At 70.4% G+C, this 24,319-nt stretch carries 21 protein-coding genes; 9 read left to right on the forward strand and 12 right to left on the reverse strand.

What is annotated here, in order from left to right; genetic code table 11:
- Positions 1-71: 71 nt before the first annotated feature.
- Positions 72-1,376, reverse strand: coding sequence for a hypothetical protein (locus J5226_RS05570; RefSeq protein WP_215838860.1), 1,305 nt, complete (start codon positions 1,374-1,376; stop codon positions 72-74).
- A gap of 397 nt (positions 1,377-1,773) precedes the next feature.
- Between J5226_RS05570 and J5226_RS05575 the strand changes: the two genes are divergently transcribed.
- On the forward strand, positions 1,774-2,883 hold the full coding sequence (locus tag J5226_RS05575) for an acyltransferase (protein WP_215838861.1): 1,110 nt from the start codon (positions 1,774-1,776) through the stop codon (positions 2,881-2,883).
- Here J5226_RS05575 and J5226_RS05580 read toward each other — a convergent pair.
- Entirely contained in the window at positions 2,880-4,124 is a 1,245-nt protein-coding gene (locus tag J5226_RS05580) for an MFS transporter (RefSeq protein WP_215838862.1), read from the reverse strand. The genes J5226_RS05575 and J5226_RS05580 overlap by 4 nt on opposite strands.
- 405 nt (positions 4,125-4,529) lie before the next feature.
- Here J5226_RS05580 and J5226_RS05585 point away from each other — a divergent pair, with 405 nt between their 5' ends.
- Complete coding sequence (locus tag J5226_RS05585; protein WP_215838863.1) at positions 4,530-4,754, forward strand: hypothetical protein; 225 nt, start codon at positions 4,530-4,532, stop codon at positions 4,752-4,754.
- A gap of 7 nt (positions 4,755-4,761) precedes the next feature.
- Here J5226_RS05585 and J5226_RS05590 read toward each other — a convergent pair whose 3' ends face one another.
- Positions 4,762-5,880, reverse strand: a complete 1,119-nt coding sequence (locus tag J5226_RS05590; protein ID WP_215838864.1) for a glycosyltransferase family 1 protein — start codon at positions 5,878-5,880, stop codon at positions 4,762-4,764.
- Positions 5,881-6,239: 359 nt separating this feature from the next.
- On the opposite strand from J5226_RS05590, the gene J5226_RS05595 reads away from it, so the two are divergent.
- The 4 genes from J5226_RS05595 (at position 6,240) to J5226_RS05610 (ending at position 11,645) form a co-directional block, all read left to right on the forward strand.
- A complete protein-coding gene (locus J5226_RS05595; RefSeq protein ID WP_215838865.1) occupies positions 6,240-6,596 on the forward strand; it encodes a metalloregulator ArsR/SmtB family transcription factor in 357 nt (118 codons plus the stop codon).
- Between the two features lie 47 nt (positions 6,597-6,643).
- On the forward strand, positions 6,644-6,862 hold the full coding sequence (locus J5226_RS05600; protein ID WP_215838866.1) for a hypothetical protein: 219 nt from the start codon (positions 6,644-6,646) through the stop codon (positions 6,860-6,862).
- A gap of 1,056 nt (positions 6,863-7,918) precedes the next feature.
- Positions 7,919-10,696, forward strand: a complete 2,778-nt coding sequence (locus tag J5226_RS05605) for a TonB-dependent receptor (RefSeq protein WP_215838867.1) — start codon at positions 7,919-7,921, stop codon at positions 10,694-10,696.
- 280 nt (positions 10,697-10,976) lie between these two features.
- Positions 10,977-11,645, forward strand: coding sequence for a response regulator transcription factor (locus J5226_RS05610; protein WP_207522243.1), 669 nt, complete (start codon positions 10,977-10,979; stop codon positions 11,643-11,645).
- Positions 11,646-11,750: 105 nt separating this feature from the next.
- Here the strand turns inward: J5226_RS05610 and J5226_RS05615 are convergent, their stop codons facing one another.
- Genes J5226_RS05615 through J5226_RS05625 form a run of 3 tightly spaced genes read right to left on the reverse strand, consistent with a single transcriptional unit; the run spans position 11,751 to position 13,662 of the window.
- Positions 11,751-12,101, reverse strand: a complete 351-nt coding sequence (locus tag J5226_RS05615; RefSeq protein ID WP_215838868.1) for a hypothetical protein — start codon at positions 12,099-12,101, stop codon at positions 11,751-11,753.
- Entirely contained in the window at positions 12,098-12,802 is a 705-nt protein-coding gene (locus J5226_RS05620) for a hypothetical protein (protein ID WP_215838869.1), read from the reverse strand. Before J5226_RS05620 ends, J5226_RS05615 begins: the two co-directional genes overlap by 4 nt.
- Positions 12,799-13,662, reverse strand: coding sequence for a DUF2167 domain-containing protein (locus J5226_RS05625; protein WP_215838870.1), 864 nt, complete (start codon positions 13,660-13,662; stop codon positions 12,799-12,801). Before J5226_RS05625 ends, J5226_RS05620 begins: the two co-directional genes overlap by 4 nt.
- A gap of 474 nt (positions 13,663-14,136) precedes the next feature.
- Here J5226_RS05625 and J5226_RS05630 point away from each other — a divergent pair, with 474 nt between their 5' ends.
- The gene (locus J5226_RS05630; protein ID WP_215838871.1) at positions 14,137-14,829 is read left to right on the forward strand and encodes a DUF1080 domain-containing protein; all 693 of its coding nucleotides are present in this window, start codon (positions 14,137-14,139) and stop codon (positions 14,827-14,829) included.
- Positions 14,830-14,841: 12 nt separating this feature from the next.
- On the opposite strand, the gene J5226_RS05635 is transcribed toward J5226_RS05630, so the two are convergent.
- A complete protein-coding gene (locus tag J5226_RS05635; protein WP_215838872.1) occupies positions 14,842-18,318 on the reverse strand; it encodes a PAS domain-containing hybrid sensor histidine kinase/response regulator in 3,477 nt (1,158 codons plus the stop codon).
- Positions 18,319-19,142: 824 nt separating this feature from the next.
- Here J5226_RS05635 and J5226_RS05640 point away from each other — a divergent pair.
- Complete coding sequence (locus J5226_RS05640; RefSeq protein WP_215838873.1) at positions 19,143-20,375, forward strand: serine protease; 1,233 nt, start codon at positions 19,143-19,145, stop codon at positions 20,373-20,375.
- A gap of 510 nt (positions 20,376-20,885) precedes the next feature.
- Here J5226_RS05640 and rpmG read toward each other — a convergent pair.
- Together rpmG and rpmB are read right to left on the reverse strand one after the other, a co-directional pair.
- Positions 20,886-21,050, reverse strand: coding sequence for a 50S ribosomal protein L33 (rpmG, locus tag J5226_RS05645; protein ID WP_057945843.1), 165 nt, complete (start codon positions 21,048-21,050; stop codon positions 20,886-20,888).
- Between the two features lie 12 nt (positions 21,051-21,062).
- The gene (gene rpmB, locus J5226_RS05650) at positions 21,063-21,299 is read right to left on the reverse strand and encodes a 50S ribosomal protein L28 (RefSeq protein WP_057945844.1); all 237 of its coding nucleotides are present in this window, start codon (positions 21,297-21,299) and stop codon (positions 21,063-21,065) included.
- A 269-nt stretch (positions 21,300-21,568) separates the two neighbouring features.
- Here rpmB and J5226_RS05655 point away from each other — a divergent pair, with 269 nt between their 5' ends.
- On the forward strand, positions 21,569-21,967 hold the full coding sequence (locus tag J5226_RS05655) for a GFA family protein (RefSeq protein ID WP_215838874.1): 399 nt from the start codon (positions 21,569-21,571) through the stop codon (positions 21,965-21,967).
- A gap of 13 nt (positions 21,968-21,980) precedes the next feature.
- Here J5226_RS05655 and J5226_RS05660 read toward each other — a convergent pair whose 3' ends face one another.
- The 3 genes from J5226_RS05660 to J5226_RS05670 all read right to left on the reverse strand — a co-directional run bounded on the left by J5226_RS05660 (position 21,981) and on the right by J5226_RS05670 (position 24,286).
- Positions 21,981-22,316 carry a lipid-A-disaccharide synthase N-terminal domain-containing protein gene (locus J5226_RS05660; RefSeq protein WP_215838875.1) on the reverse strand — a complete coding sequence of 112 codons (336 nt, stop codon included), beginning with the start codon at positions 22,314-22,316 and terminating at the stop codon, positions 21,981-21,983.
- An 8-nt stretch (positions 22,317-22,324) separates the two neighbouring features.
- Entirely contained in the window at positions 22,325-23,050 is a 726-nt protein-coding gene (locus J5226_RS05665) for a glycosyltransferase family 2 protein (RefSeq protein WP_215838876.1), read from the reverse strand.
- Between the two features lie 270 nt (positions 23,051-23,320).
- On the reverse strand, positions 23,321-24,286 hold the full coding sequence (locus J5226_RS05670; protein WP_215838877.1) for an NAD-dependent epimerase/dehydratase family protein: 966 nt from the start codon (positions 24,284-24,286) through the stop codon (positions 23,321-23,323).
- Positions 24,287-24,319 lie beyond the last annotated feature (33 nt).

Here is a 24,319-nt window from a genome sequence, read left to right on the forward strand (position 1 = left end):
GCATCGGGTCTGCAGGCGCTCCCTCGCTCTGCGAGCGCCTGCAGACCCGATGTTTTCGTTTGGGCCGACGCTCAGCGCGAGCGGTCGTTGATCCTGCGCCCCAACCACCACGCGCCCGCCGCCACCGCCACGCCGAGGAACAGCGCGAAGCCGCTGCCGCCCGGGCTGGCGCGTTCGCTGATCAGGCTGCCGCTGGGCAGCATCAGCACCACCGCCATCGCCAGGCAGACGTAGGCGACCACGGTCAGGATCCAGAACAGCCACTGCAGCGCGCGCACCGCTTCGAGTTCGGGTTCTGCGTCGCGGCTGGGGCGGTGGACGCCGCCGCGGCCGAAGCGCCACAGCCAGTGGGTCAGGGTGGCGTCGTCGACCTTGCCGCCGCGCCGGTGCGCGCGCCGGGTCGCGCCGTCGCCGGTGTAGACGAGAGTGTTGGGCGCGTCGCCGCCGCGTTGCTGGGCGGCGCGGTCGTTGCCGGCCAGCGGCAGCGAGCGCGGATCGTTGTTGGCCGCGTTGGTGCCGACCGCGGGCAGCGTGGCCGAGGTCTCCGACGGCGGCGGCGCGGCGTTGGCGGCGGTGTTGCCGGCGGCCGGCGCGTGCTGGCCGCTCATGCGCGCGAGCAGGCTTTGCTGCGCGGCCAGCGCGTCTTGCGACATCGCCGCGGCCATCGGCGGGGCCGGCACGGCGTTGGCCGTGGCGGTGTTGACCAAGGTCAGGGTCGGCGTGGCCGCGTTGCCCGCGCCGGGCGCGGCAGCGGCGGTACCGGCGGCGGCCGCGCCGTTGCCGACGCTCGGCGGCAACGCGCCCGAAGCGGTCTGCGGCAGGCCTTGGCCCTGCACCACCGCGCCCTGGGCGTTGCCGGCGGCCGGCATCACGCCGTAGTTCACCGCGACGCGGTCGCCGCCGTAGGCGAGCTGCGGCGCGTTGGCGAGCGCGCGCTCGGACAGGGTCGGCGCCGGGTATTGGGTCGGCGCGTTGGCGTTGAACGGATTGTTGTAGGCGTTGTTGCCGTTGGCCGCGTTCGGCGACTGGCCCTGCAGCAAGCGGCTGGCCGGGTTGTCGGGATTGAGCAGCGGCGCGTTGGGCTGGGTCACCGCGTCCGGCGTGGCCGGAGCGCCGGGACCGGTCGCGCCGGGCTGGGGCGAATACGGATCGCCGCCGGGCAGGCCGTTGTTGCCGCCCGGGTTGGGCAGGCCGTCGTGGCCCGGCGGCAGGCCGCCGTTCTGGCCGGGGGGCAGGCCGCCGTGGCCGGGCGGCGCGTCGATGCCGCCGGGCAGGTTCAGACCGGGCGGCAGCGGGCCGCCGGGCAGGCCGGGCTTGGAGCCGCCCAGACCCGGCAGCAGACCGCCCAAGGGATTGCCGAAGTTGATGCCCGACATGGCTGCACCGCCCAACCTATCGTCTGCCGACCTCCGGCGCTGGCTTCGACGGTAATGCGCGGCGCGCGGCGCGGCATCCTCGGGCTGGCCCTAGGTCGGCGCTGAACGCGCGCGTCGTCGCCGCGCGCGCGGGTCGCGTTCGCCGACCGAAATTCGCGCGTGGCGATGCTTGCCACAAACGTTTTTTGTGGGCGATGAAAACAACGATTGGAGCTCGTCGCGAACGCGCGCACTACGCTGCGCAAACGTGGCAAAACGAGCGCGTCGCGCGCGCACATCGCCTTGTTGCGCGCGCGACGCGAGCGCACACTGTGTTCGCGTTCGCCGCGCACGATGCAACGTCGTGCAACGAACGCGGCACCGACTTCCGCAACGCTCCCCCACCACAGGAATCAAGATGAGCCGACTGCCCGGCCTCGATCTGCTGCGCGCGATCGCGATCGTTTGGGTGATGTTCTTCCATGCCCAAGGCGCCGGCCTCGGGTCGCCATGGTCGCCGATGTCGCAATTCGGCTGGATGGGCGTGGACTTGTTCTTCGCCCTCAGCGGTTATCTGATCGGCTGGCAGCTGCTGCGTCCGCTGAGCCAAGGCCGCCTGCCCGATTTCAAGGATTTCTACTTGCGCCGCGCGCTGCGCGTGCTGCCGGCGTTTTGGGCGGTGCTGGCGCTGTACCTGCTGTGGCCGGCGTTCCGCGAGCGGCCGGGGTTGGAGCAAGGCTGGCAGTTCTTCACCTTCACCTTGAACCTGCTGATCGATTACGAACACAACAAGGCGTTCTCGCACGCGTGGTCACTGTGCGTGGAGGAACACTTCTATCTGTTGTTCCCGTTGCTGGCGATCGCGCTGACGCGGCGGCCGGCCTTGTGGAAGGGCGCGGGCGCGACGCTCGCGCTGGTGCTGGCCGGCATCGCGCTGCGCGCGTGGGTGTGGAACGACTTGGACGACAACGCCAACCATTGGGTCGAACGCATCTATTACCCGACTTGGATGCGCCTGGACGGCTTGCTGTTCGGCGTCGCGCTCGCGGCGTTGCGCGCGTACCGGCCGCGAGGATGGGACGCGATGATGCGGCGCTCGGGCTGGCTCGCGTTGGCCGGCGTGGCGGTGTTGGCGTTGGCGATCTTCTTGTCGCAGCAGCGCTTGGGCTTCGTCGCCTCGGTGTTCGGATTCCCGGTGGTGTCGCTGGCGATGGCGCTGCTGGTCGCGGCGGGCGCGTCGGAGCAGCGCTGGACCGGACACCTGCGCGTACCCGGCGCGGCCTGGCTGGCGGCGGCGTCCTTCAGCCTGTATCTGATCCACAAGGGCGCGTTCGCGCTGATGGCCGGCGCGTACGGCGAGGTGCTGGAAACGCGGCCGCTGCTGGCGTTCTTCGCCTATGCCGGCGCCGCCTTGGCCGGCGGCGCGGCGCTGCACTATCTGATCGAGCGGCCGTTCCTGCGCTGGCGCGAGCGGTTGATCCGCCGCCGCGCGCAGGCGCCGGCCGCGAGCGAGGCCGCGGCGGCTTAGGCGCGCGCGGCTTCGGCGGCGAAGCTGCTGCGCAGCGCCACCGCCGCGGCGACCGCGCCGAGCGCCGCCAGCGCCACCGGCCACGCCGCCGCCGGCCAACCGGCGGCCTGGACCACGCTGCCGAACAGCGACGGGCCGATCACCTGGCCGAGGTAGCTGCCCTGCATCAACAGGCCGACCGCGATCGCGATCCGGCCCGGGTCGCGTTCCAACTCGGCCGCGCCGCCGATGGCGCTGGCCGGCAACAGCCCGCCGGCCAGCGCGAACAGCACGCACAGCGCATACGCGGCCAGGGCCGGCAGCGGCAACGCGAACGCGCCGGCCGCCGCCGCGCCCATCACCGCGCTGGCGATCGCGATCAAGCGCCACCGCTTCGCGCCGCGGCGCAGCAGCGCGCCGGCGGCGAGATTGCCGAGCACGTTGGCGCCGATCGCCAAGCCGCTGAGCGTGCCGGCGGTGGCCGCATCCACTTGCAGCCGCTGCATCAACAAGGTCGGCAGGAAGCTCAGCAGCGCATAGAACTGCAAGGCGTACAGCGCGAACGCCAGCGCCAGCAGCAACGGGCCGCGCGCGCCGGCCACCGCCAGCGCCTCGGCGGCGATTTGCCGCCACGGCCGTTGCGCGGCGGCGCGCGCCGCCTGCGCCGACGGCGCGCGCACCGTCAGCCGCAGCGCCAGCGCGGCCGCGGTGCACAGCAGCGCGTTGAGTTCCCAGTAACCGCGCCAGCCCGCCAGCGCGGTGCCGTCGAGCGCCGCGCCGGTGGCCAGCGCGAGCGCCATGCCGGCGGGCATGTAGCAACTCCAGATCGCGAACACCACGGCGCGGTCGCGCGCCAGCGACAAGCGCTGCAGCACGCTCGCGCCGGCCACGGCGAACAGCAGGAAGCCGGCGCCTTCGAGCACGCGCGTGGCCATCAGCGCGCTCAGGCTGTGGACCTGACTGCCGAGCGCGCTGCCCAGCGCCATCGCCGCCAAACCGATCACTTGCAGGCGGCGGTCGCCCAAGCGCGCCACCAGCGCCCCGGCCGGCACGCTGGCGAACAGGCCGAGCACGCCGAACACCGCCATCAGCCAGCCGCCGGCGCGCAGGTCCAGGCCGAGGTCGGCGCGCAGCGCGGGCAGGGCGATGGCGGTCTTGCCGACTTGCAGGGCGGCGATCAGGCCGGCGCCGAACACGGCGGCGACCGCCTGCCAATCGGTGCGCTCGGCCTGGGGCAGGGCGGCGGGGGAGGACAGGGGCATGGGCTTCACGGGGCGGACCGGGTCGGACGATGGCCGCTACCTTGCGACCTCAGGCAAGGTTGAGGTCAATGCGGCGCGAGTGGAACGCTGCGTATGGAAGCGAGAAGTGAGCGGAGAGGAGTGAGCAACAGCCGAGCAAACGGCGTGTCCTGCGTTTGCTCGCTCCTCTCCACTCGCTTCTCGCCCCACCCCCAAACCCGGTCTTGCTGCACATGCAGCGTGACTGAGGTCACCTTTTGAATATATTTTTGGTGATTAAAGGTGGGGCTGGCGTCCCAGAGTGCGTTCGTACATAGACAGGCCGTCCCGCATCCCCCGGTGGCGACGGCGATCCGAGAGCGGCCTCGGCCGCGCAGGCATCAACGATGGGCGGGCCGGTCCCGCTGTGGTCAGGGGAGTGAAGCGATGCACCGAACCCGCCTGGAGCTCGACGGCGACCTGTGCCAGCTCAGCGCAGCGCTGCCGCTGTGGCGCCGCCACTGGCGCGACGACGAGGTGTTCTGGCCGCGCGTGGACAGCCTGATCGAACGCCTGCTCACGGTTACCCCGCGCACCGAGCGCTGCCACGTGGTCGCGCACATCAACCGCATCATCGCCGCGCAGGGTTTGCAGCACGCGCCTTACGAATGAGCGGGGGTCACTTTTTCCGGGTCTTGAGCAGTTCGTCGAGCAAGGCGCCGACCCGCGCCGCGTAAGCGTTGGGCGCGAAGCGCTGGGCGAAGGCGCGGCGCTGTTCGGCGTTGCCGACCACCGATTCGCGGCTGAGCCGGATCATCAGTTCGGCCAATTGCGGGCGGTCGTGCGGATCGAAGCGCGGCATGTCGCCGGGCGCGACTTCCTCCAGCGCGCCGCCTTCGGCCACCGCCACCGGCGTGCCGGCGGCCAGCGCTTCCAGCACCGGAAGGCCGAAGCCTTCGGCGTAGGAGGGCTGCCACAGGCGTTCGGCGTCGAGGTACAGGCGCGCCAGTTCCTCGTCGCCGACCTGCTCGAACCAGTGCACGCCGTTGAGCCGCTGCAGCTCGGCCGGCACGTCGGCGGGCGAGCCGACCACGACCAGGTCGGGGGTGTCGTAATGCTGGCGGCGCGCGTCCAGCCAGGCGCGCAGGAACAGGTCGGCGTTCTTGCGCGGTTCGCGCGTGCCGACCAGCAGCCAGTAGCGCGGCGGCAGCGGCCGGCTCAGGCGGCTGCGTTCGGCCGCGGCCGGCAACGGCGCCAGCGCGTCGGGCAGGACGTAGAGCTTGTGCGCGTGGGCCGGATAGAGCCGGCCGCACTCGGCGGTGGTGTAGCGCGACGGCGTCCAGATCGCGTCGGCGCTGGCGATGGAATGGCCGATCGCGGCCTCGTCGATCAGGCGCGAGGCCAGCGCGCGCCACGGCGAGGAGCGCGGGCGGCGCAGGGTCAGCCGGAACAGATCGTGCAGCAGCAACACCTGCCGCACCGCGGCCGGCTTGCGCCACACCGGCAGGCCGCCCTCGGCGGTGGCGATGTAGACGTCGACCTGCTGCGCGCGCAGCGCCGACGGCAGGAACCCGGCCTCGAACCGCCAACGCCGGCGCAGGCCGGGGGCGGGCGGGGCGGCGGGCAGGTCGGCGGCGACCGCGATGGCGCGGTGCGGGTGGTCGAGCGGGGCTTCGGTGAACAGCACCGTCTCGGTGTCGGGGCGGCGGCGCAGGGCGCGTTCCAGCGCCAGCACCTGCCGCGCCGGGCCGCTGCCGGGCGCCGCGGTCGCGGCGCGGTAGTCCAGGCCTATGCGCATGCGGCCTCCGCCGGCGCACGGACGGCCGCGCGCGGGGGCCGCGCGGCTGCGAGGATCGCGTTGGAGTGGAGAGGCTTCATCGGTGACGCAGGTCCTGGCCGGTTACGACTAAACGGGAACATGCTGCCGAGTCAGCGCTCCTCCATTAGTGCGAACATCGTCACAAATATTATGTGACGAAGTGAGGTTCCGTGAGTCAGCGTTCGGAGCGCCTGTTCATGAATCGGCTGAACGAAACCGGGCCGGACAGGCGGCCGCCGGCGCCGCCGCAGACTGACGGAACCGTCACAGCCGGCTTGACACCCTGCGCGCGCCGGGCGCCCACTACCCTCGTTAGTTAACCTCTTGGTTCAGTTGCTATGCCCGCCGATTCGCTCAGCACCACCTTCGCCGCCCTCGCCGACCCGACCCGGCGCGCGATCCTGGCCCGCCTCGCCAGCGGCGAAGCCGGCGTGACCGAACTGGCCGAACCGTTTCAGATGAGCCTTCCGGCGATCTCCAAGCACATCAAGGTGCTCGAGCGCGCCGGTCTGATCGCGCGCGGCCGCGCCGCGCAGTGGCGGCCGTGCCGGTTGGAGACCGCGCGTCTGCAAGAACTGTCGGGCTGGCTCGACGAATACCGCCAGCTGTGGGACGAACGCCTGCAGCGCCTGGACGATTACCTGACCCAACTGCAGGCCGCCCCCGAGGCCGCGCATGACGACACGCCCGACTGATCTGTCCGTTTCCTCCGCACCGCCCGCCGTACCCGCGGAGCGCGGCCATGGCTGACGCCGGCCGCCCGCCGCGCCGCCGCGCCGCGCCGGCGCACGCCTGCGCGGACTCCGCGCCCGCGCGTCCTGCGTGTTGTTGTCTGCCGAGCCCGTTGGCGGGCGCGATCCGCACCACGGTGGCGCTGTCGGCGCCGGCGCGCGCGCGCGAATCGGTCGCGCCGCCGATGCCGGCGCCGGAGCGCGACGACGAGGGCGGGGCGATCGTTTAGCGGTTCGGATGCGCGCTCGCGCGACGGCGCGGGGCGAGTTTCGTTTCCCGCGCGATGTCGTCCTCGCGAAGACGGCGACCCAGAGACTTGGGGCCGCGTCGCGATGAAGCCCTGGGTTCCCGCGTTCGCGGGAACGACGGTTGTGGGGTTTTGCTCCTTCGCCTGACGACAGGCGAGTTACGGCAGGCGAGAGTGGCTCCGCTGCTTGCAGCCGTCATGCCCACGCGCGAAGACGGCGATCCGAAGACTTCGGGTCGTGTCGCGATGAAGCCCTGGGTTCCCGCTTTCGCGGGAACGACGGTTGTTGGGTTTTGCTCCTTCGTCTGACGAAGGCGAGTAACGACAGGCGAGAGTTGTTTCGCCGCTTACAAACCGTCATCCCCGCGAAGGCGGGGATCCAAAGACTTCAGCGCGTAGCCGCCACGCAGCCGACCACCGCGCGCAGTCGCCAAAACGAAAGTGAGCCCATCGCGCCGCCTTCGTGCAACGCGCCCGCGACGCAAGCGCGAGCCGCTGAGCGCATGCGCGAACCCGCACCGCGCCGCGCGCACTCGCGCGACAGCACTTTGCCGATTCGGTAACGGCCGATGACGCATCCGCACAATCGCGCGGCGCAACCACAGCACGCACGCGGCACGCCGCGTGTGCATCGCATTAGCAAACCTTGCGCGACCCTCGTCACCGCGCGCGCCGCGGCGCCGCATCGTTCGCCACACTCCGCAAAGTTGGACGCACGCTAAACGGAACTGCGTCGAAGTACCGGTGCGACGACGCGCGCTAACGTCGATCCCTGCGCGCGCCGCGTTCCATCGCGCCGCGTCGCGCCGCCGTTCGCAGTACGCAATCGAGCCACGCATCCGCACACCGGGGGAGTCGCCGCCGCAAACCACAGCGCTGCCGCGCCGCGCGATCGCGCAAGCGCGGGGCATCGATCGCGATGTCCGCGCGCATCCCGCTCGCGCGATTCGCACAACGGTGCGCGCTGAGGTTTTCGACACTGCTTACGCCCGGCCGCCGTCCCACAGGGAATCCATCCAGCTCAGGAGCCAGTCGCCCATGCCGCACGCCACTCTCAGCCACGCGATCCGACGCGCGTTGATCGCCGCCGCCGTCGCGAGTCTCGCGCCGGTCGCCGCGCACGCGCAGGACACCGCCGCCGCGCCGGCGACCACGCTCGATCGCGTCGAAGTCACCGGCTCCAACATCAGCCGCGGCGACATGGAAACCGCATCGCCCGTGCAAGTGGTGACGCGCCAGGAGATCGACCGCAGCGGCAAGGCGACGCTGGCCGAGTATTTGCAGACGCTCACCGTCGACGGCGCCGGTTCGGTGCCGCGCACCTACGGCACCGGCTTCGCCGCCGGCGGCACCGGCGTATCGCTGCGCGGCCTCGGCGCGGGTTCGACCTTGGTGCTGCTCAACGGCCGGCGCATGGCGCCTTACGGTTTGGCCGACGACGGCCAGAAGGTGTTCACCGATCTCAGCGTCATTCCGATGGACGCGGTCGAGCGCGTGGAAGTGCTCAAGGACGGCGCCTCGGCGATCTACGGGTCCGACGCCATCGCCGGCGTGGTCAACATCATCCTGCGCAAGCAGTTCAAGGGCGTGTCGGTGCGCAGCAGCTACGGCGCGTCGGGCAAAGGCGACGGCCAGCAAGCCAAGGCCTCGGCGACGTTCGGCTTCGGCGATCTGAGCGAAGACCGCTACAACGTCTACTTCAACATCGAAGGCGGGCAGACCGACGAAATCCGCGTCGCCGACCGCCGCGACCGCAAGTGGATCGGCACCGGCGACGCGCGTCGCTGGGGCTACAGCCAGACCAAGCGCTTCATGGCCGGCTACATCCTCGGCGACGACGCCAGCGGCTCGCCCGCGGGCAACGTCAAGAATCCGACCACGGGCCAGTACATGTCGCTGCCCGGTTGCGCGCAACTCTCGCCGGTGACGCCGCAAGATCCGGCCGGCGGCTGTCTGTGGCAGTCGGGCCAGTTCAACAGCCTCGCGCCGGAAGAGAAGTACGTGAACCTGTTCGGTCGCGGCACCTTCGCGCTGTCGGACAACTTCGAGGCTTACGTCGAAGCCGGTTACTCGCGCAAGAAGAGCACCTTCCACAACACGCCGTCGCAAGTGTCCGGCGCCTGGGGTTATCCCGGCGGCCCGGTCAACGCCGATTCCGGCGACGGCGCGGTGGTGCTCGGGCCGAACCATCCCGACAATCCGTTCCCGGGGCAGGCGGCGAACCTGCGCTACGCCGCGTTCGACGTCGGCCCGCGCATCATCCGCAGCGACAGCGAATTCAGCCGCATCCTGGTCGGCGTCAAGGGCACGCTCGGCAGCTGGGACGTGGACACCGCCTATCTGCATTCGCAAAACGACCTGACCAACAGCCGCGACGGCTTCCTGCGCTACAGCGCGGTGCGCGACGCGCTCACCAACGGCACCGGCCCCGGCGGCTGGTGGCGGATCGGCCAGAACGCGGGGCTCAACACCAAGGCGCTGTACGACTACATCTCGCCGACCATCCACGCCGACGGCAAGACCACGCTCGATTTGTTCGACGCCAAGGCCTCGCGCTCGCTGGCCGAACTCAAGGGCGGCTCGCTCGGCATCGCGTTCGGCGCGGAATGGCGCCGGCAGAAGGCCGAACTGACCCCGCAGACCTACACCGACGCCGGCGACATCATCGGCCTGGGCTACTCGGCGTACCGCGGCACCCAGGAAGTCGCCGCCGCCTACGCCGAATTGGTCGCGCCGGTGCTGGAAAGCTTGGAGCTGTCGGGCGCGGTGCGTTACGACAAGTACAAGGGCGGCGACGACGCGACCACGCCGAAGGTCGGCATCAAGTGGAAGCCGTTCCAGCAGCTGGCGTTGCGCGCGACCTACGCCGAAGGCTTCCGCGCGCCGAACCCGGCCGAGTCGGGCAAGGGCGGCCTCGCCGCGTTCACCGCCGCCGCCGATCCGGTGCGTTGCCCCGGCGGGAATCCGGCGCCGGGCGCGAGCGTGCGCGACTGCGACATCCAGATCGCGCTGATCACCAGCCCGAATCCCGACCTCAAGCCCGAGGAATCCAAGAGCTACACCCTGGGCCTGGTGTTCGAGCCGACCGCCAACACCACGATCACGCTCGACGGTTGGGAGATCAAGCGCACCAACGAGATCAACGTCGAAGCCACCGCCTCGGCGATCGCCGCCGGCCGCACCGTGCGCAGCGACAACAACCTGCCGGGCGTGGCGAATTCGGGCACCTTGCTCGCCGCGCAGGCCGCGTACATCAACTCGGCCTCGACCACGGTGCGCGGCATCGACCTGGACGCGCGCCAGAGCTTCGACCTGGGTTCCAGCGGCAAGCTCAACCTCGATCTGCAGTGGAGCCACATCAGCACGTTCGAGCGCGAGGAAGAGGACGGCACCACGTTCGAGTACGCCGGCACCCACGGCAACTGCGACGTCACCAACTGCATCGGCACGCCCAAGGACAAGATCAACCTCGGCGCGACCTGGGAGTACGGCAATCTCTCGCTCAGCGGCGTGGTGAACTACATCTCCAGCTTCAAGAACGTCACCGCCGAGGGCAACAACTGCGCCAGCCGCTACGCCGACGGTTCGCCGGCGCCGGGCGGCGGCTGCCGGATCCCGTCGTTCACCACCTTCGACCTGTCCGGTCGCTGGCGCGCGGTGGACGGCATCGAGGTGTTCGGCTCGATCCAGAACCTGACCGACAAGATCGCCCCGCTCGATCCGCTGACCTACGGCGCGATCAACTACAACCCGATGCACTCCAGCGGCGCGATCGGCCGCTACTTCACCGTGGGGGTCAAGTACGACTTCCACTGACGCAGGCCGCGCCTCGCCGTCACCCCTCCGGCCCACCCTCCAGTAAGCCGCTCTCCAGCCGTTAGGGCTGTTTACGGCCCGTCCCGCGCCCGCGGGGCGGGCCTTTTCTTGTCCGCGCCGGGCGCGAACGGGTTTCTGCGACGGCGTTCATGCCGCCGCCCACCCCCGCTTCACCCACCTTCACCCATCGTCCAATAGCCGGCGGCTCGGGGTGCGGACGTAAGATCGTTCCCATCCCGTCGTCCGCGGCGCCACCCTGCGATACCCACAGGCCGCCCCCATGCCTACCTTGCTGATCGCCGACGATCACCCGCTGTTCCGCGAAGCCTTGCGCGGCGCGGTCGCGCGGGTGCTGCCCGATGCGGCGCTGCGCGAAGCCGACAGCGTCGACGCGCTGTACGCCCTGGTCGAAGCCGAATCCGACGCCGACCTGCTGCTGCTCGACCTCAACATGCCCGGCGCGCAGGGCTTCAGCGCGCTGGTGCACCTGCGCGCGCTGCACCCGCAGCTGCCGATCGTGGTGGTGTCCGCGCGCGAGGAGCCGGCGACGATGCGCCGCGCGCTCGACCACGGCGCGGTCGGCTTCATTCCCAAATCCGCCGACGCCGCGACCCTGGGCGAGGCGATCACCACCGTGCTCGACGGCGACCGCTGGGCGCCGCCGGCGGCGATCGCCGCGCCGGCCGCCAACGCCGACGAACACGAGGCCGCGCAGCGCCTGCGCGACCTCACCCCGCAACAGTTCCGGGTGCTGCAGATGCTCGGTGCGGGCTTGCTCAACAAGCAGATCGGTTACGAACTGGGCGTGTCGGAAGCGACGGTCAAGGCGCACGTGACCGCGATCTTGCGCAAGCTCGGCGCCAACAACCGCACCCAGGCGGTGTTGATCGCGGGGCGCTTGGCCTTGGACCCCAGCGCGATCGTGCCGCCGCCTGAAGAAGCGGAATGAAGAGGCGGAATAAAGCGGCTTAGCGCGGAACGCGATTCGGTCCCGATCTGTCTCGCCCGGGCGCGGCGATCTGCGCCGACCGTCGCGACCGTCGCCGCGACGCGCTCAATCGCCGCCGCCGCGCCCCAAGCCCAACTCGCGCATCGCCGCCGCGTACGCGCGATCGATCTGCATCAAGCGCCATTGCGCCTGCTGCCGCGCCCGCGCGCCGAGGTGGGCGACGCGTTCGGGCAGATGCTCCTCGCGCTTGGCCTGATGCGCGGCGTCGATCCGCGCGCGCTCGGCGTCGGCGGGCACGCCCAGCACCTCGTGCCACGGCGGGTCGGGCGAGAACGGCGATTCGCCGGGCGCGGGTTCGCGGTCGCCGCGGTCGCGCAGCAGCGGCCAGGCCACGGCGATCAGCCAATAGCCCAGCGCCGCGCCGCCGATGGCGACGATCAGTTCGGTGGAAGTCATCGCAATCGCTCCAGGCGGCGGCGCGCGTCGAGCAGGCTCGGGTCGTCGCCGCGGAAATCCAGGGCCAAATCCAGTCGTTCGCCGATCTCGCCGGCCAGCGCCGCGGTGTGGCCGGCGCCGAGCAGGCGGCGCGCGGCGGCCATCGCCTCGCCGCGCAGGCCGCGCCGCTCGCACAGCCGGCGCACGGTATTGATCGCGTGCGGCGGGCAGCACAGCAGCTCGAACGCCAAGCCCAGCGCTTGCCGACCGCTCAGTTCCAGCACCCGCCGCAGCCGCCACAGGCGCAGGCCGATCCACAGCACGCTGGCGTAGATCGCGCCGGCCAGCGCCAGCATCGCCGTGGGATGCGCGGTGCGCCACAGCATCAGCGGCAACGCCACCAGCAGCAGCCACCACAGCAGCCGGCACGGCGCGGCGAAGCGGCTCAGCGCAATCAGGTAATGATCGAAGCCGGCCCAGTGTTCGGCCGGCTTGCCGGTGTCCAGCCAGCCGCCGCGGAACAGCGGCGCGGCCGGCCGCAGCGGGTCGGGCAGATACAGATAGCGCCCGCCCAGCCGCGTCTGCGAACCGGCGCTGGCGAACCAGCGCCGGCCGCGCCGGGTCAGCACGATTTCGTCGTAATGCAGCAGCAGCGCCGAATCGTGCAGGTAGAACGCGAACACGCCGAGCACCAGCAGCAGCTGGAGCGTCTGCGGGCTCATTGCTCGGAGGAATCCTTCTTGCCGCGTCCGAACAGCTTGCCGATCGCGCCGCCGATGGCCGCCAGGCCGACCAGCACCAGCTTCCAGGCCTTGACCAGGAACAGGCCGATGGCCGCGAACACGCCCTTCTTGCTCGCCACCGCGGCGGCGCCGCCGGTGATCAGCGCGGCCAGGCCGATCTCGGCCACGTGGTCGCCCGGACGGAACTCGGTGTACTTCTCGCCGTCGTTGAAGGCATAGCCCGGCACCACCTGCTTGAACTCGCCGATCGCCTGGGTGAGCCCGGACTGATCCGACACCAGCACCACTTCGGTCACGCCGTGGCGGCCGAGCAGGCGGGTGTTGTAGTTGACGACCTTCTCGGCGCTGCCCTCGGCCGAGGCCAGGATCGCCCACTCGAGGTTGTTGAGGGTCTTGTCGTACTGCGGCTTGAAGCTCCAGCCCTCGACGTGCATGGTTTCCCAGCCGCGGCGGCGGCGCTCCTCGTTGGATTGCTCGGTGCCTTCGCGCACCGATTCGAGGATGGCGTCGGGGTCGAGCTTCTCGTTGTCCTTCACATAGCCGATGTCGCTGTAGTGGAAGAACGAGAACCAATGCAGGTCCTTCGGCGCGAGGGTGAACTCGTCGTCGCCGGACGGCGGGTTGTGCAGCAGTTCGTTGAGCTTGCGGGTCTCGGCGGCGCCGAGGAAGACGTAGCCGTCCGGCACTTTCACCGTCGCCTTGCCGGCGATGGCGCCCTGGGTCGGACCGACCTGCCAGGCGAGCTTGGCCAGCGCGTCGGCCGGGTCTTGAGCGGCGGCGGTCGCGGAGGCGGCGGCCAGCGCGAGCGCGGTGAGAACGCAAAGCAGGCGCTTGCGCATGGTGTGGAATCCCCTGATCGATGACGGTTCGTCGATGAACGTCTGTGTTGAGACGCTGGCGGACGTACCCCTACGTCCGGCCCGCGATCGCGTCCTTGGATCGGTGCGGGCGGCGACAGCTTATGTGCACGGTGTCACATCGGCAATGCCGGCCGGCTTAAACGAACGGCGCGGCGCACAGGCGCCACGCCGTCGTCGTCGTTCGGGCTGCGCGAACCGCAGCGGGGGGAGTGGACGCCGGCGCTTGAGGTCCCTGCGGTCGGTTCGTCGCGATCCGTCGCAACGCGAAATGGCCAGGCATCCGGGGCTAATGGTGTCGGCGCGCGGCGTCGATCTCAAGCCGGCGGGGGCGATCCGGCCCGCCTCGTTCAGCGGGAAAAGTTAACGATTCAGGCTCGGCGCCCGCGAGCCCGGCTTGAGCGGTTCGCGCGCGGCGGCGAGGATGCGCTTTGGTCCTTCGCGTTCATCCAGGCCATGCCCACGATCTCCCGCTCGCTGCCGTTTTGCGCGGCCTTGCTGCCCGTCGTCCTCGCCTGCGGGCCCGCCGCCGCCGCCGGACGCGACGGGTTCGTCGCCCTGTTCGACGGCCGCAGCACGCAAGGCTGGCATCTCTACGGCAAGCGCGGCGAAGCGGTGACCGGCTGGCGCGCGGCGCACGGCGCATTGGAGCGCGTCGGCGCCGGCGGCGACTTGGTCAGCGACGCCGGCTACGGCGATTTCGAGCTGCGTCTGGAATGGAAGATCGCCCGCGGCGGCAACAGCGGCGTGTTCTATCGGGTCGAGGAAACCGCCGAACCGGTCTACTACAGCGCATTGGAATATCAGGTGCTCGACGACCGCCGCCATGCCGACGCGCGCAACGGCGCCAACCGGCTCAGCGGCGCGCTCTACGATCTGTACCCGCCGCTGCGCAACGCGGTCAAACCCGCGGGGCAGTGGAACGCCGCGCGCATCGTCGCGCGCGGCCCGCGCATCGAGCATTGGTTGAACGGCGTGCGCGTGGCCGCGTTCGAGATCGGTTCGGCGGATTGGAGCGAGAAGCTCGCGCGCAGCAAGTTCAAGGACTGGCCGAACTTTGCCGCCGCGCGTCGCGGGCCCGTCGCCTTGCAGGATCACGGCGACGCCGTGGCCTATCGCAAGATCGAGATCCGCGCGCTCGATCCCTGATCGAGCCGCCGCTCACGCCGCCGGTCGCTGCGCCGCCAGGAACGCGCGCAGCGACGCCGGCTTGATCGGCTTGGTCAGCACCCGGCAACCGCGGTCGCGCGCGGCGTGCTTGAGCGCGTCGCTGCCGTCGCCGGTCAGCAGCGCCGCGGGCAATTCGCGGCCGAGGCGTTCGCGCACCGCGTCGATGGTGGCGAGGCCGTCGAGGCGGTCGTGCAGGTGGTAATCGACCAAGGCCACGTCGGGGCGCTCGTCCAGCAGCGCCAGCGCGTCGTCCACGGTGGCGGCGAGCAAGGCGCTGGCGCCCCAGCGGTCGAGCAGGGCGCGCATGCCGTCGAGGATCTCGCGGTCGTTGTCGATGCACAGCACGCGCAGGCCGGCCAGCGAATCGGCCAAGCCCGCTTGCGCCGCGTCGGGCGCCACCGCTTCGCGCGGCACTTGCCCGCACGGCACGCTGATCGAGAACACGCTGCCGCGATTGATGTGCGAACGCACGCGCAGCGGATGATCGAGGGTGCGGGCGATGCGCTGGCAGATCGACAGGCCCAGGCCGAGCCCGCGCTCGCCGCCGCTGCCGGGTTGGTCGAAGCGGCGGAACTCGTCGAAGATCTGTTCGAGGTGATGCTCTGGAATGCCCGGGCCGGTGTCCCACACTTGCAGTTCGATCCGGTTGAGCCCGGGACGCGGGCGCGCGGCCATCAGCACGCCGCCCTCGCGGGTGTAGCGCAGCGCGTTGGCGAGGAAGTTCTGCAGCGCGCGGCGCAGCAGGCGGCGGTCGCTGCGCACCGGCATCGCGCCCAGCGGCGCGCGCACGCGCAGCGACAGGCCGCGGCCGGCGGCGCTGGGCGCGTACTGCGCGGCGAGTTCGCGCAGCAGTTCGCCGGCGTCGAAATCGCTGGGCTCCGGACGCAGCGCGCCGGCGTCCAGGCGCGAGATGTCGAGCAAGCCGTCGAGCAGATCCTCGGCCGCGCGCAGCGAGGCGTCCACGCGCTCGGCCAATCGCCGTTGCTCGTCGGGGCTGTCGCTCTCGCGCAGCGCCGCGGTGAACAGGCGCGCGGCGTTGAGCGGCTGCAGCACGTCGTGGCTCACCGCGGCGAGGAAGCGGGTCTTGGATTGCTGCGCCGATTCGGCTTCCTGGGTGCGCTGCTCCACGCGCTGCTCCAGGTTCTCGTTGGCCTCGCGCAGCGCCTGTTCGACCCGCTTGTAGTCGGTGACGTCGCTGTAGCTGGTGACGTAGCCGCCGCCGATCAGCGGCCGGCCGACCATTTCGATCACTTGCCCGTTCGGGCGCACGCGCTCGAACACGTGCGGCGCGCCCGCGCGCAAGTGGGCGAGGCGGCGGCGCACCAGCTCGTCGATGCTGGCCTCGTCGAGCCGGCCCGGGCCCATCTCGCCGCGCTCGGCGTTCCAGCGCAGCAGGTCGGCGACCGGGCGGCCGACGTAGAGCATGCCGTCGGGATAGTCGAACAGTTCCTGATAGCGCCGGTTCCACGCCACCAGCCGCATCTGCGGATCGACCACGCTGACGCCCTGGCTGATGTTCTCCATCGTGGTCGACAGCACTTGCCGGTTGAAGCGCAGTTCCTGATTGGCTTCGTCGAGCAGCGCGACCACTTCGCCCAACTCCATGCCCGAGCCGCGCAGCGCGCTGGTCAGGGTCAAGCGCGCCGAGGCCGCGCCGATGGCCGCGGCCAGCAAGCGTTCGGTGAATTGCGCCAGCGCGCGGTCGGCGGGCAATTCGGGTTGCCATTCGCGGCCTTGCTGGCGCGCGTAGTCCTCGAACGCGCGGCGCGCGTGGCGCTCGCCGACGATGCGTTCGGCCAGCGCCAGCAGTTCGCCGCCGCGCACGCTGCCGGCCCAGCCGCCGGGGCCGAGCGCGGGGCGGCGCACGTACGGGTCGAGGAACGGCGCGGCCAGCAGTTGTTCTTGCAGGCGCGGGCGTTGGCGCGCGGACACGAACAAGAACGCGCCGACGTTGAACAGCAGCGACCAGAACGTGCCGTGGGTCAGCGGATCCCAGCCCAGCAATCCGAACAACTGTTCCGGACGCAGCCAAGCGATGTCGAGCGGGCCGGTATCGAGCCAGCGCTGGTCGATCCAGCCGATCCGGCTCAGCGCCGGCAGCAGCAAGGTGTAGACCCACACCACGGTGCCGGCGAACAAGCCGGCCAGCGCGCCGGCGCGGCTGGCGCCGCGCCAGTACAGGCCGCCGATCAGGGCCGGCGCGAACTGCGCGACCGCGGCGAACGCGAGCAGGCCGTGCTGGGCCAATCCGTTCGCGCCGAGCGAAGCGCGGTGATAGCCGTAGGCCATCAAGGCCAACAGCACGATGGTGACGCGGCGCACCCACAGCACTTGCCGGTCGATGCCCGGGCTTTGATGCGGCGCGCCTTCGTGCAGCACGCCGCTGCGCAGCAGCAGCGGCATGACCAGATCGTTGCTGACCATGGTCGACAGCGCCACCGACGACACGATCACCATGCCGGTGGCGGCGGAGAAGCCGCCGATGTAGACCATCAGGGCGAGCGCTTGTCGGTCCAGCTGCAGCGGCAGCGCCAGCACGTAGGTGTCCGGCGATACGCCGGTGCCGCCGAGCACGGCTTGGCCGGCGAGGGTGATCGGCACCACCAGCAGGCTGATCAGCGCCAGATAGCCGCCGAACAACCAGCGCGCCGAACGCAGGTCGTTGGGGTCCTGGCATTCGACCACGGCGACGTGGAACTGGCGCGGCAGGCAGACGATGGCGGTGAAGGCGAGCAGCGTTTGAGTGATGAAGCCGTCGGGCAGCCCCGGCTGCAGCACGATGCGCGCGGCCTGCTGCATGCGTTCGCCGTAATTGCCCAGGCCCGGCAGATGCACCAGCGCGAACACGCCGATGGCGACGAAGGCGATCAGCTTGACCAGCGATTCCAGCGCCACCGCCAACACCATGCCGTGGTGGTGCTCGGTGGCGTCGACGCGGCGGGTGCCGAACAGGATCGCGAACACCGCCAGCATCATCGCCACGTAGAACGCCGGATCGGCGAGCAGCCCGCCGTCGCCGGTGACGCCGGCGAGCACTTGCACGCTCATCGCCACCGCTTTGAACTGCAGCGCGACGTAGGGCACCGCCGCGGTCAGCGCGACCGCGGCGACCAGCGCGGCCAGCCCCGGCGCGCGGCCGTAGCGCGAGGACAGGAAGTCGGCGATGGAGACGATGCGGTGCTCGCCGGAGATCAGCACCAACCGTTCGAGGATGCGCCAGCCGAACGCCAGCATCAGCAGCGGGCCGAGGTAGATCGGCAGAAAGCCCAGCCCCGTGCGCGCGGCGGTGCCGACCGCGCCGTAGAACGTCCACGACGAGCAGTACACCGCCAGCGCCAGCGAATAGACGGCGGTGCGCAGCCAGCGCGCGCGCGGCGAGCGCTCGCGCTGGTCGCCGTAGTAGGCGACCGCGAACAGCAGGCCGACGTAGCCGGCCGAGACCAGCAGCAGGATCCAGCCGGGGATCAAGGGCGCGGGTGCCGGGGTGGTTGGAGTCGGTCGAGTGTACGGGTTTGGCGCTGGGGGCGGGCCGCGGGCGGGGTGCGACTTTGGGCGCAGCTGCGCGGTGTGTTCGTCGGACGTGGATTGCCGCTCGGGACTGGGGCGATCCGAACCGGAATCCGTGGGCTCTATCGGCCGTCATCCCCGCGAAGACGCGGATCCAGGGCTTCACCGAGGCAGGGCTCTGAAGTCTCTGGATCCCCGCCTTCGCGGGGATGACGGTAGGAGCGTTTCGCCGTGTCTGGGTGGTGGCCGTCGATGATGCGCCGCACAGCCGCACAGCCGCACAGCCGCACAGCCGCTGCCGCAGTCGCAGTCGCAGTCGCAGTCGCAGCTGCGCCCGCACCCGTCCCTGCACAGCCTTGCTCTCAGCGACGCAAACGGCCGCGGCTTCGCTCGCCGAAACCGCACGGCCGTACGCCCTCAGCGCATCGCCACCGACTCGCGCATTGCTGTCCTGCCGCAACGCGCCAGCCTTCACGCGCAACGCCCTGAACGCGCTCCACCCGCGCCACAGTCGGGCTGAGCGGCCTATCAAGGTTCCGCCACGCATCCGCGCATACCCGCCATGGACTCCACCGCGATCACGGTTTGCCCGGACGGCATTTGCCAAGGTCGCCCGCGCACGGCCGGACCGGCCGCGCGTCAGCCCACCATCGACCCGGCGCAGCCATCGCCACGCCGCCCGCCGTTCGCGTTCCGCGCGGCGCGGCGGCGTTCGCCCGCATCGTGCACGTCGTCTTCGCGTTGCTGCGTCTTCGCCCATCAGCACGTTCCAGGAGGATTCGCGAATGAACCACGGACTGCCGAAACTGCTCGTTCCCGCGCTGCTCGCCAGCGCTTTGTCGTTGCCCGTCGCCGCGCAAACCGCGCCCGGCGCGCCGGCGCCGATCAAGGTCGCCGACGTGCGCGCCGCCGATCTGCAATTGGGCGCGCAGCCCGGCCGCGTCGGCCGCGCCGGCGTCGACGCCGGCACGAAGGCGCTGGAAATCCGCACGCCGGACGCGTCCTTCATCAAGGTCAACTTCGAACACTTCTCGCTGCCGGCCGGCGTGACGCTGGAAGTGGCCAGCGCCGACGGCCGCGAGGTCTATCGCTACAGCGCCGAGCATCGCGACGGCTTCACCGTCGCCCGCGATCTGGGCGAAGACGGCAAGACCCGCTTCTCGGCGATGTCGATCTCCGGCCCGGCGGTGACGCTGCGTCTGGTCGGCACCGCGCGCGAACCGTGGCGCAAGGATCACGGCGTGAAGGTTTCGCGCTATCTGGAAGGCTATCCCGAAGCGCTGCTGCCGGAACTGCAGAACGCCGGCCTGCTGAGCACCGACGTCGGCGGCAAGTCGATCTGCGGCACCGACAACAAGCAGGCCGCGGCCTGCTATTCCACCAGCGACACCCAGGCCTTCAACGCCTCCAAGCCGGTGGCGCGCGCGCTGATGAGCGGCGGCAGCATGTGCACGGCGTGGCGGGTGAGCACGAGCAACCGCATGTTCACCAACAACCATTGCTTCAGCACCGCCGCCGGCGTGTCGGGCACCGAGTTGTGGTTCAACTATCAGCGCAGCACCTGCACCGGCGCGCAGGCGACGGTGACCAAGGTGACCGGCGATCAGCTGCTCAAGACCGACGCCACGCTGGACTACACGCTGTTCACGGTGAAGAACTTCGCCACCATCTCCGGCTTCGGCTCGCTCGGGCTGGATCCGCGCGCGGCGACCGCCAACGAAGGCCTGTTCATCGCCGGCCATCCGGGCGGGCGGATGAAGGAATTGAGCGTCGCCGACACCCAGAACAGCACCGGCAAGTGCCGCGTCGACGCGCCCAGCGTCACCGGCAACGCCGCCAACAGCGACGTGGGCTATTACTGCGACACCGAAGGCGGCAGCTCGGGCTCGCCGGTGATCGCGCGCTCCAGCGGCAAGGTGCTGGCGCTGCATCATTTCGGCGGCTGCTTCAATTCGGGCGCGAAGATGTCGCTGATCTGGCCGCAGGTGTCGACGTATTTCGGCGGCGTGATTCCGTAAGCCGCGCAGTTCGACGCCAGCTCGCGGGAGGGGCTTCAGTCCCGGTGCTTTCGGTCCGATCGCGATGCCGTGGGGGCGACGGCGGTCGGGGCGGAGGCATCGGGGTTGAGGTCCCTCTCGCGGTTTTTGCTTGCGTCGTCGGTGCGGCGGCGCGGTCGCGGCTTGCGCCGCTCCTACAGGGAATGCCCCATCTCCGCGTGGGTCGGGCCGCCCCCTGTAGGAGCGGCGCGAGCCGCGACCGCGGGGTGGCGGATCGCGGCGAAAGCCGTGGCATGGCGCTAAAACCCAGACGAAAAAAAACCGCCACGTGGGCGGGTTCTTTTCCGAAGGTTTCGGGTCTTTGTTTTCGCGGCGAGGACGTTGGTAAAGCCGTTCGCACGAGCGCGAAAATCCTGACAAAAGAAAACCCGCCGTGTAGGCGGGTTCCCTTCTGAAGGCGTTGGATCCCCGCTTTCGCGGGGACGACGCAATGGCAAAGGCGTTCGCGCCAAGCGCGAACGCGCCATTGCGTCACTTGATCTTGCCTTCCTTATAGATCACGTGCTTACGGACGACGGGATCGTACTTCTTGATCTCCATCTTGCCCGGGGTGTTCTTCTTGTTCTTGTCGGTCGTGTAGAAGTGACCGGTGTTCGCCGTCGAGATCAGGCGGATCTTGTCGCGCTTGGAAGCCATGGTCGATCCTCCTTAGATCTTTTCGCCGCGGGCGCGCAGCTCGGCGAGGACGGCGTCGATGCCGTTCTTGTCGATGGTGCGCAGGGCGTGGGCGGAAACGCGCAGCTTCACCCAACGGTTCTCACTGGCGACCCAGAAGCGGCGCTCGTGCAGGTTGGGGAGGAAACGGCGGCGGGTTTTGTTCATGGCATGCGAGACGTTGTTGCCGGTCGTCGTTCGCTTGCCCGTAACTTGGCATACGCGGGACATTGCGCACCTCAGTAGTTGATGCTTCCCTTGGCCAGGGAGGCGGCGGCCCCGGTGCGTAAGGCACCGCGCGATGCGGGTGGAAAATCACGCTGCACCATGGCGGCCGGAATCGCGCTTCCGGGACCGCCCGGACCGTTGCTAAGAACGTGCCGGACACAGCGAGCCGCGCATTATGCCGGCAAATGCAAGCCGGAACAAGCACTTGGTGCCCGGGCCGGGGCGGGGCGCCATACTCGGGGCCCCGGCTGCCGCGTCCGAGAAGGAATGCCATGACCCGTCGCACAGCTTCCTGCGCCTGCGGCCAGCTCAGCGTGGCCTGCGAGGGCGAGCCGCTGCGGATTTCGATCTGCCACTGCCTGAACTGCCAGCGCCGTACCGGCAGCGCGTTCAGCTACCAGGTGCGCTACCCGGAGGCCGCGGTCGCGGTGAGCGGGCAGGCCCGCGAGTTCGTCAAGGCCGGCGACAGCGGCAATCTCGCCCGGTTCGGGTTCTGCCCGCAGTGCGGCTCGACCGTGTTCTGGCGGCCCGACGCGCTGCCCGGCATCGTCCTGGTCGCGGCCGGCGCGTTCGCCGATCCGGCGTTCCCGCCGCCGCCGCAGGTGTCGGTCTACGGCGATCGCCGGCACGCCTGGGTCGCGGTGCCGGCCGGGTGCGAGGAGCTGGAATAGCGCGGCCGGCGGCTCAGTGGCTGGCCTTGTCCCGGTGCCAGCCGCGGTGCTTGATGTCCAGGTACAGGCTGTAGGCCGCGGTGAACGCCGGGAACAGGTTCTGGATCACGCCGACCGAGTCCTGCTTCTGCGAGAACAGGAAGTAGCTCAGGGTCATCGCGCTGCCGATCAGGCTCATGTACCAGAACACCCGCGGGATCACCGGCTTGCCCATGCGCTTGCTGGCGACGAACTGGACCAGCCAGCGGCCGCCGAACATCAGCGCGCCGATCAGGCCGATCAGCTTCCACGGCGACATGTGCAGGCCGGTCCAGGCCAGCCATTCGATCGGGGAATTCATGACGTCCATGGCGGGGCTCAGCGCTCGACAATTTGGGTCAGCTTGCCGCGGCGGATCAGCCACGCGACCCCGCGCAGGTCGCTGATGCCGACCAGGGCGCGGTTGAGGTTGTTGTACTTGGACACGCCGGCGCCACGCGGACGGTGGTTCACCGGCACGCTCACCGTCTTGTAGCCGGCGCGCTGCATCAACGCCGGCAGGTAGCGGTGCATGTGGTCGAAGTACGGCAGTTCCAGGAACGCGGCGCGCTCGAACAGCTTGATGCCGCAGCCGGTGTCGGGGGTGTCGTCGCGCAGCATGCGGCTGCGGATCGCGTTGGCCCACTTCGAGGCCCAGCGCTTGCTGCCCGAGTCCTGGCGGTTGACCCGCCAGCCGGCGAACAGCTTGAACTCGCTCGCCGATTCGGCGCGCTTGGCCAGCAGCTTGGGGATGTCGGCCGGGTCGTTCTGGCCGTCGCCGTCGAGGGTGGCGATCCAGGCGCCGCGCGCGGCCTTGACCCCGCTGCGCACCGCGGTGCTCTGCCCGCTCTGGGTGACGTGGTGCAGGACGCGCAGCTCGGGCACGCCGACTTTCAGCGCTTCCAGCGCCGCCAGGGTGCCGTCGCGCGAGTGATCGTCCACATAAACGATCTCGAAGTCGGCCACCCCGCGCAGCGCGGCGGTGATCTCCTGGACCAGGGGCGCGACGTTGTCCTGTTCGTTGAACACCGGGACGACGACCGACAGCTGTGGGGATTGGGTCATGGATGCAGCTCAAGGAATGCGGGGGAGATCCGGACGGTCCGTCGGCGAGCCGGGCGGGACGTGCCGGGCGCGCAGTAGACCGCGTCGGGTTTAACGATTCATTGTCCGCGGCCCGGCCGCGGGCGCAAACCGCGGAGCTTAGCGGCGAGGTTGTTCAGATTCAGTCGGAGCCGTTGCGGCCGCTGCGGTCGGCGCCGCTTCGACCGGAACCTTCGCCGGCTGCGCCGGGGCGGTCAAACTTTGACCAACTGCCCCGAATGCGAGCCAACGTCAGGCATTGTCGCCGAAATAGTCGCGGCACCACGCGACCACGCCGGGCAGGCCGGTCTCGATCGAGGTCGCCGGCTCGAAGCCGAAGGCGGCGTGGGCGCGGGCGGTGTCGGCCATGGTCTCGACCATGTCGCCGGGCTGCATCGGTTTGTAGACCTTCTGCGCCGGGCGGCCGGCGGCGTCCTCGATCACCTGGATGAAGCGCTCCAGCTCGACCGGGGTGTGGTTGCCGAGGTTGAACACGCGGTGCGGCGGCGTCTCTTGCGGCGGGTGATCCAGCGCGCCGAGCACGCCGGCGACGATGTCGTCGATGTAGGTGAAGTCGCGGCGCATCTTGCCGTGGTTGAACACGTCGATCGGGCGCCCGGCCAGGACCGCGCGCGAGAACAGCAGCGGCGCCATGTCCGGCCGGCCCCACGGGCCGTAGACGGTGAAGAAGCGCAGGCCGGTGGCGCGCAGGCCGTAGAGCTGGGCGTAGGTGTAGGCCATCAGCTCGTTGGCGGCCTTGGTCGCCGCGTACAGCGAGCGCGGCTTGTCGATGCGCTGGTCCTCGGAGAACGGCGGCGTGGCCGAATCGCCGTACACCGACGAGGACGAGGCGTAAGCCAGATGCTGCACGCCGCGGTGGCGGCACAGTTCCAGCAGATTGACGAAGCCGACCAGATTGCTGTCGACGTAGGCGTGCGGGTTGCTCAGCGAGTAGCGCACGCCGGCCTGCGCGGCCAGATGGATCACCCGCTCGATGCCGGCTTCGTCGAACAGCGCGGCGAGGCCGTCGCGGTCGGTCAGGTCGAGCGCGCGGATGTCCACGTCCGGGCACAGCGCGGCGACGCGGTCGCGCTTGATCTGCGGATCGTAGTAATCGTTGTAGTTGTCCAGGCCGACGACGGCGCGGCCCTGGGCGCGCAGCGCGCGGCAGACGTTGGCGCCGATGAAGCCGGCGGCGCCGGTGACGAGGATGGTCATGCGGGAGACGGCCGACGGTCGGGACGGGCGGCC

It is taken from the genome of Lysobacter sp. K5869, assembly GCF_018847975.1.
Taxonomy (GTDB): Bacteria; Pseudomonadota; Gammaproteobacteria; order Xanthomonadales; family Xanthomonadaceae; genus Lysobacter.

Coding starts and splice junctions, on each gene's coding strand:
- J5226_RS05570 (WP_215838860.1), bottom strand. CDS start 1,376: ATGTCGGGCATCAACTTCGGCAATCCCTTGGGCGGTCTGCTGCCGGGT.
- J5226_RS05575 (WP_215838861.1), top strand. CDS start 1,774: ATGAGCCGACTGCCCGGCCTCGATCTGCTGCGCGCGATCGCGATCGTT.
- J5226_RS05580 (WP_215838862.1), bottom strand. CDS start 4,124: ATGCCCCTGTCCTCCCCCGCCGCCCTGCCCCAGGCCGAGCGCACCGAT.
- J5226_RS05585 (WP_215838863.1), top strand. CDS start 4,530: ATGCACCGAACCCGCCTGGAGCTCGACGGCGACCTGTGCCAGCTCAGC.
- J5226_RS05590 (WP_215838864.1), bottom strand. CDS start 5,880: ATGCGCATAGGCCTGGACTACCGCGCCGCGACCGCGGCGCCCGGCAGC.
- J5226_RS05595 (WP_215838865.1), top strand. CDS start 6,240: ATGCCCGCCGATTCGCTCAGCACCACCTTCGCCGCCCTCGCCGACCCG.
- J5226_RS05600 (WP_215838866.1), top strand. CDS start 6,644: ATGGCTGACGCCGGCCGCCCGCCGCGCCGCCGCGCCGCGCCGGCGCAC.
- J5226_RS05605 (WP_215838867.1), top strand. CDS start 7,919: ATGCCGCACGCCACTCTCAGCCACGCGATCCGACGCGCGTTGATCGCC.
- J5226_RS05610 (WP_207522243.1), top strand. CDS start 10,977: ATGCCTACCTTGCTGATCGCCGACGATCACCCGCTGTTCCGCGAAGCC.
- J5226_RS05615 (WP_215838868.1), bottom strand. CDS start 12,101: ATGACTTCCACCGAACTGATCGTCGCCATCGGCGGCGCGGCGCTGGGC.
- J5226_RS05620 (WP_215838869.1), bottom strand. CDS start 12,802: ATGAGCCCGCAGACGCTCCAGCTGCTGCTGGTGCTCGGCGTGTTCGCG.
- J5226_RS05625 (WP_215838870.1), bottom strand. CDS start 13,662: ATGCGCAAGCGCCTGCTTTGCGTTCTCACCGCGCTCGCGCTGGCCGCC.
- J5226_RS05630 (WP_215838871.1), top strand. CDS start 14,137: ATGCCCACGATCTCCCGCTCGCTGCCGTTTTGCGCGGCCTTGCTGCCC.
- J5226_RS05640 (WP_215838873.1), top strand. CDS start 19,143: ATGAACCACGGACTGCCGAAACTGCTCGTTCCCGCGCTGCTCGCCAGC.
- rpmG (WP_057945843.1), bottom strand. CDS start 21,050: ATGGCTTCCAAGCGCGACAAGATCCGCCTGATCTCGACGGCGAACACC.
- rpmB (WP_057945844.1), bottom strand. CDS start 21,299: ATGTCCCGCGTATGCCAAGTTACGGGCAAGCGAACGACGACCGGCAAC.
- J5226_RS05655 (WP_215838874.1), top strand. CDS start 21,569: ATGACCCGTCGCACAGCTTCCTGCGCCTGCGGCCAGCTCAGCGTGGCC.
- J5226_RS05660 (WP_215838875.1), bottom strand. CDS start 22,316: ATGGACGTCATGAATTCCCCGATCGAATGGCTGGCCTGGACCGGCCTG.
- J5226_RS05665 (WP_215838876.1), bottom strand. CDS start 23,050: ATGACCCAATCCCCACAGCTGTCGGTCGTCGTCCCGGTGTTCAACGAA.
- J5226_RS05670 (WP_215838877.1), bottom strand. CDS start 24,286: ATGACCATCCTCGTCACCGGCGCCGCCGGCTTCATCGGCGCCAACGTC.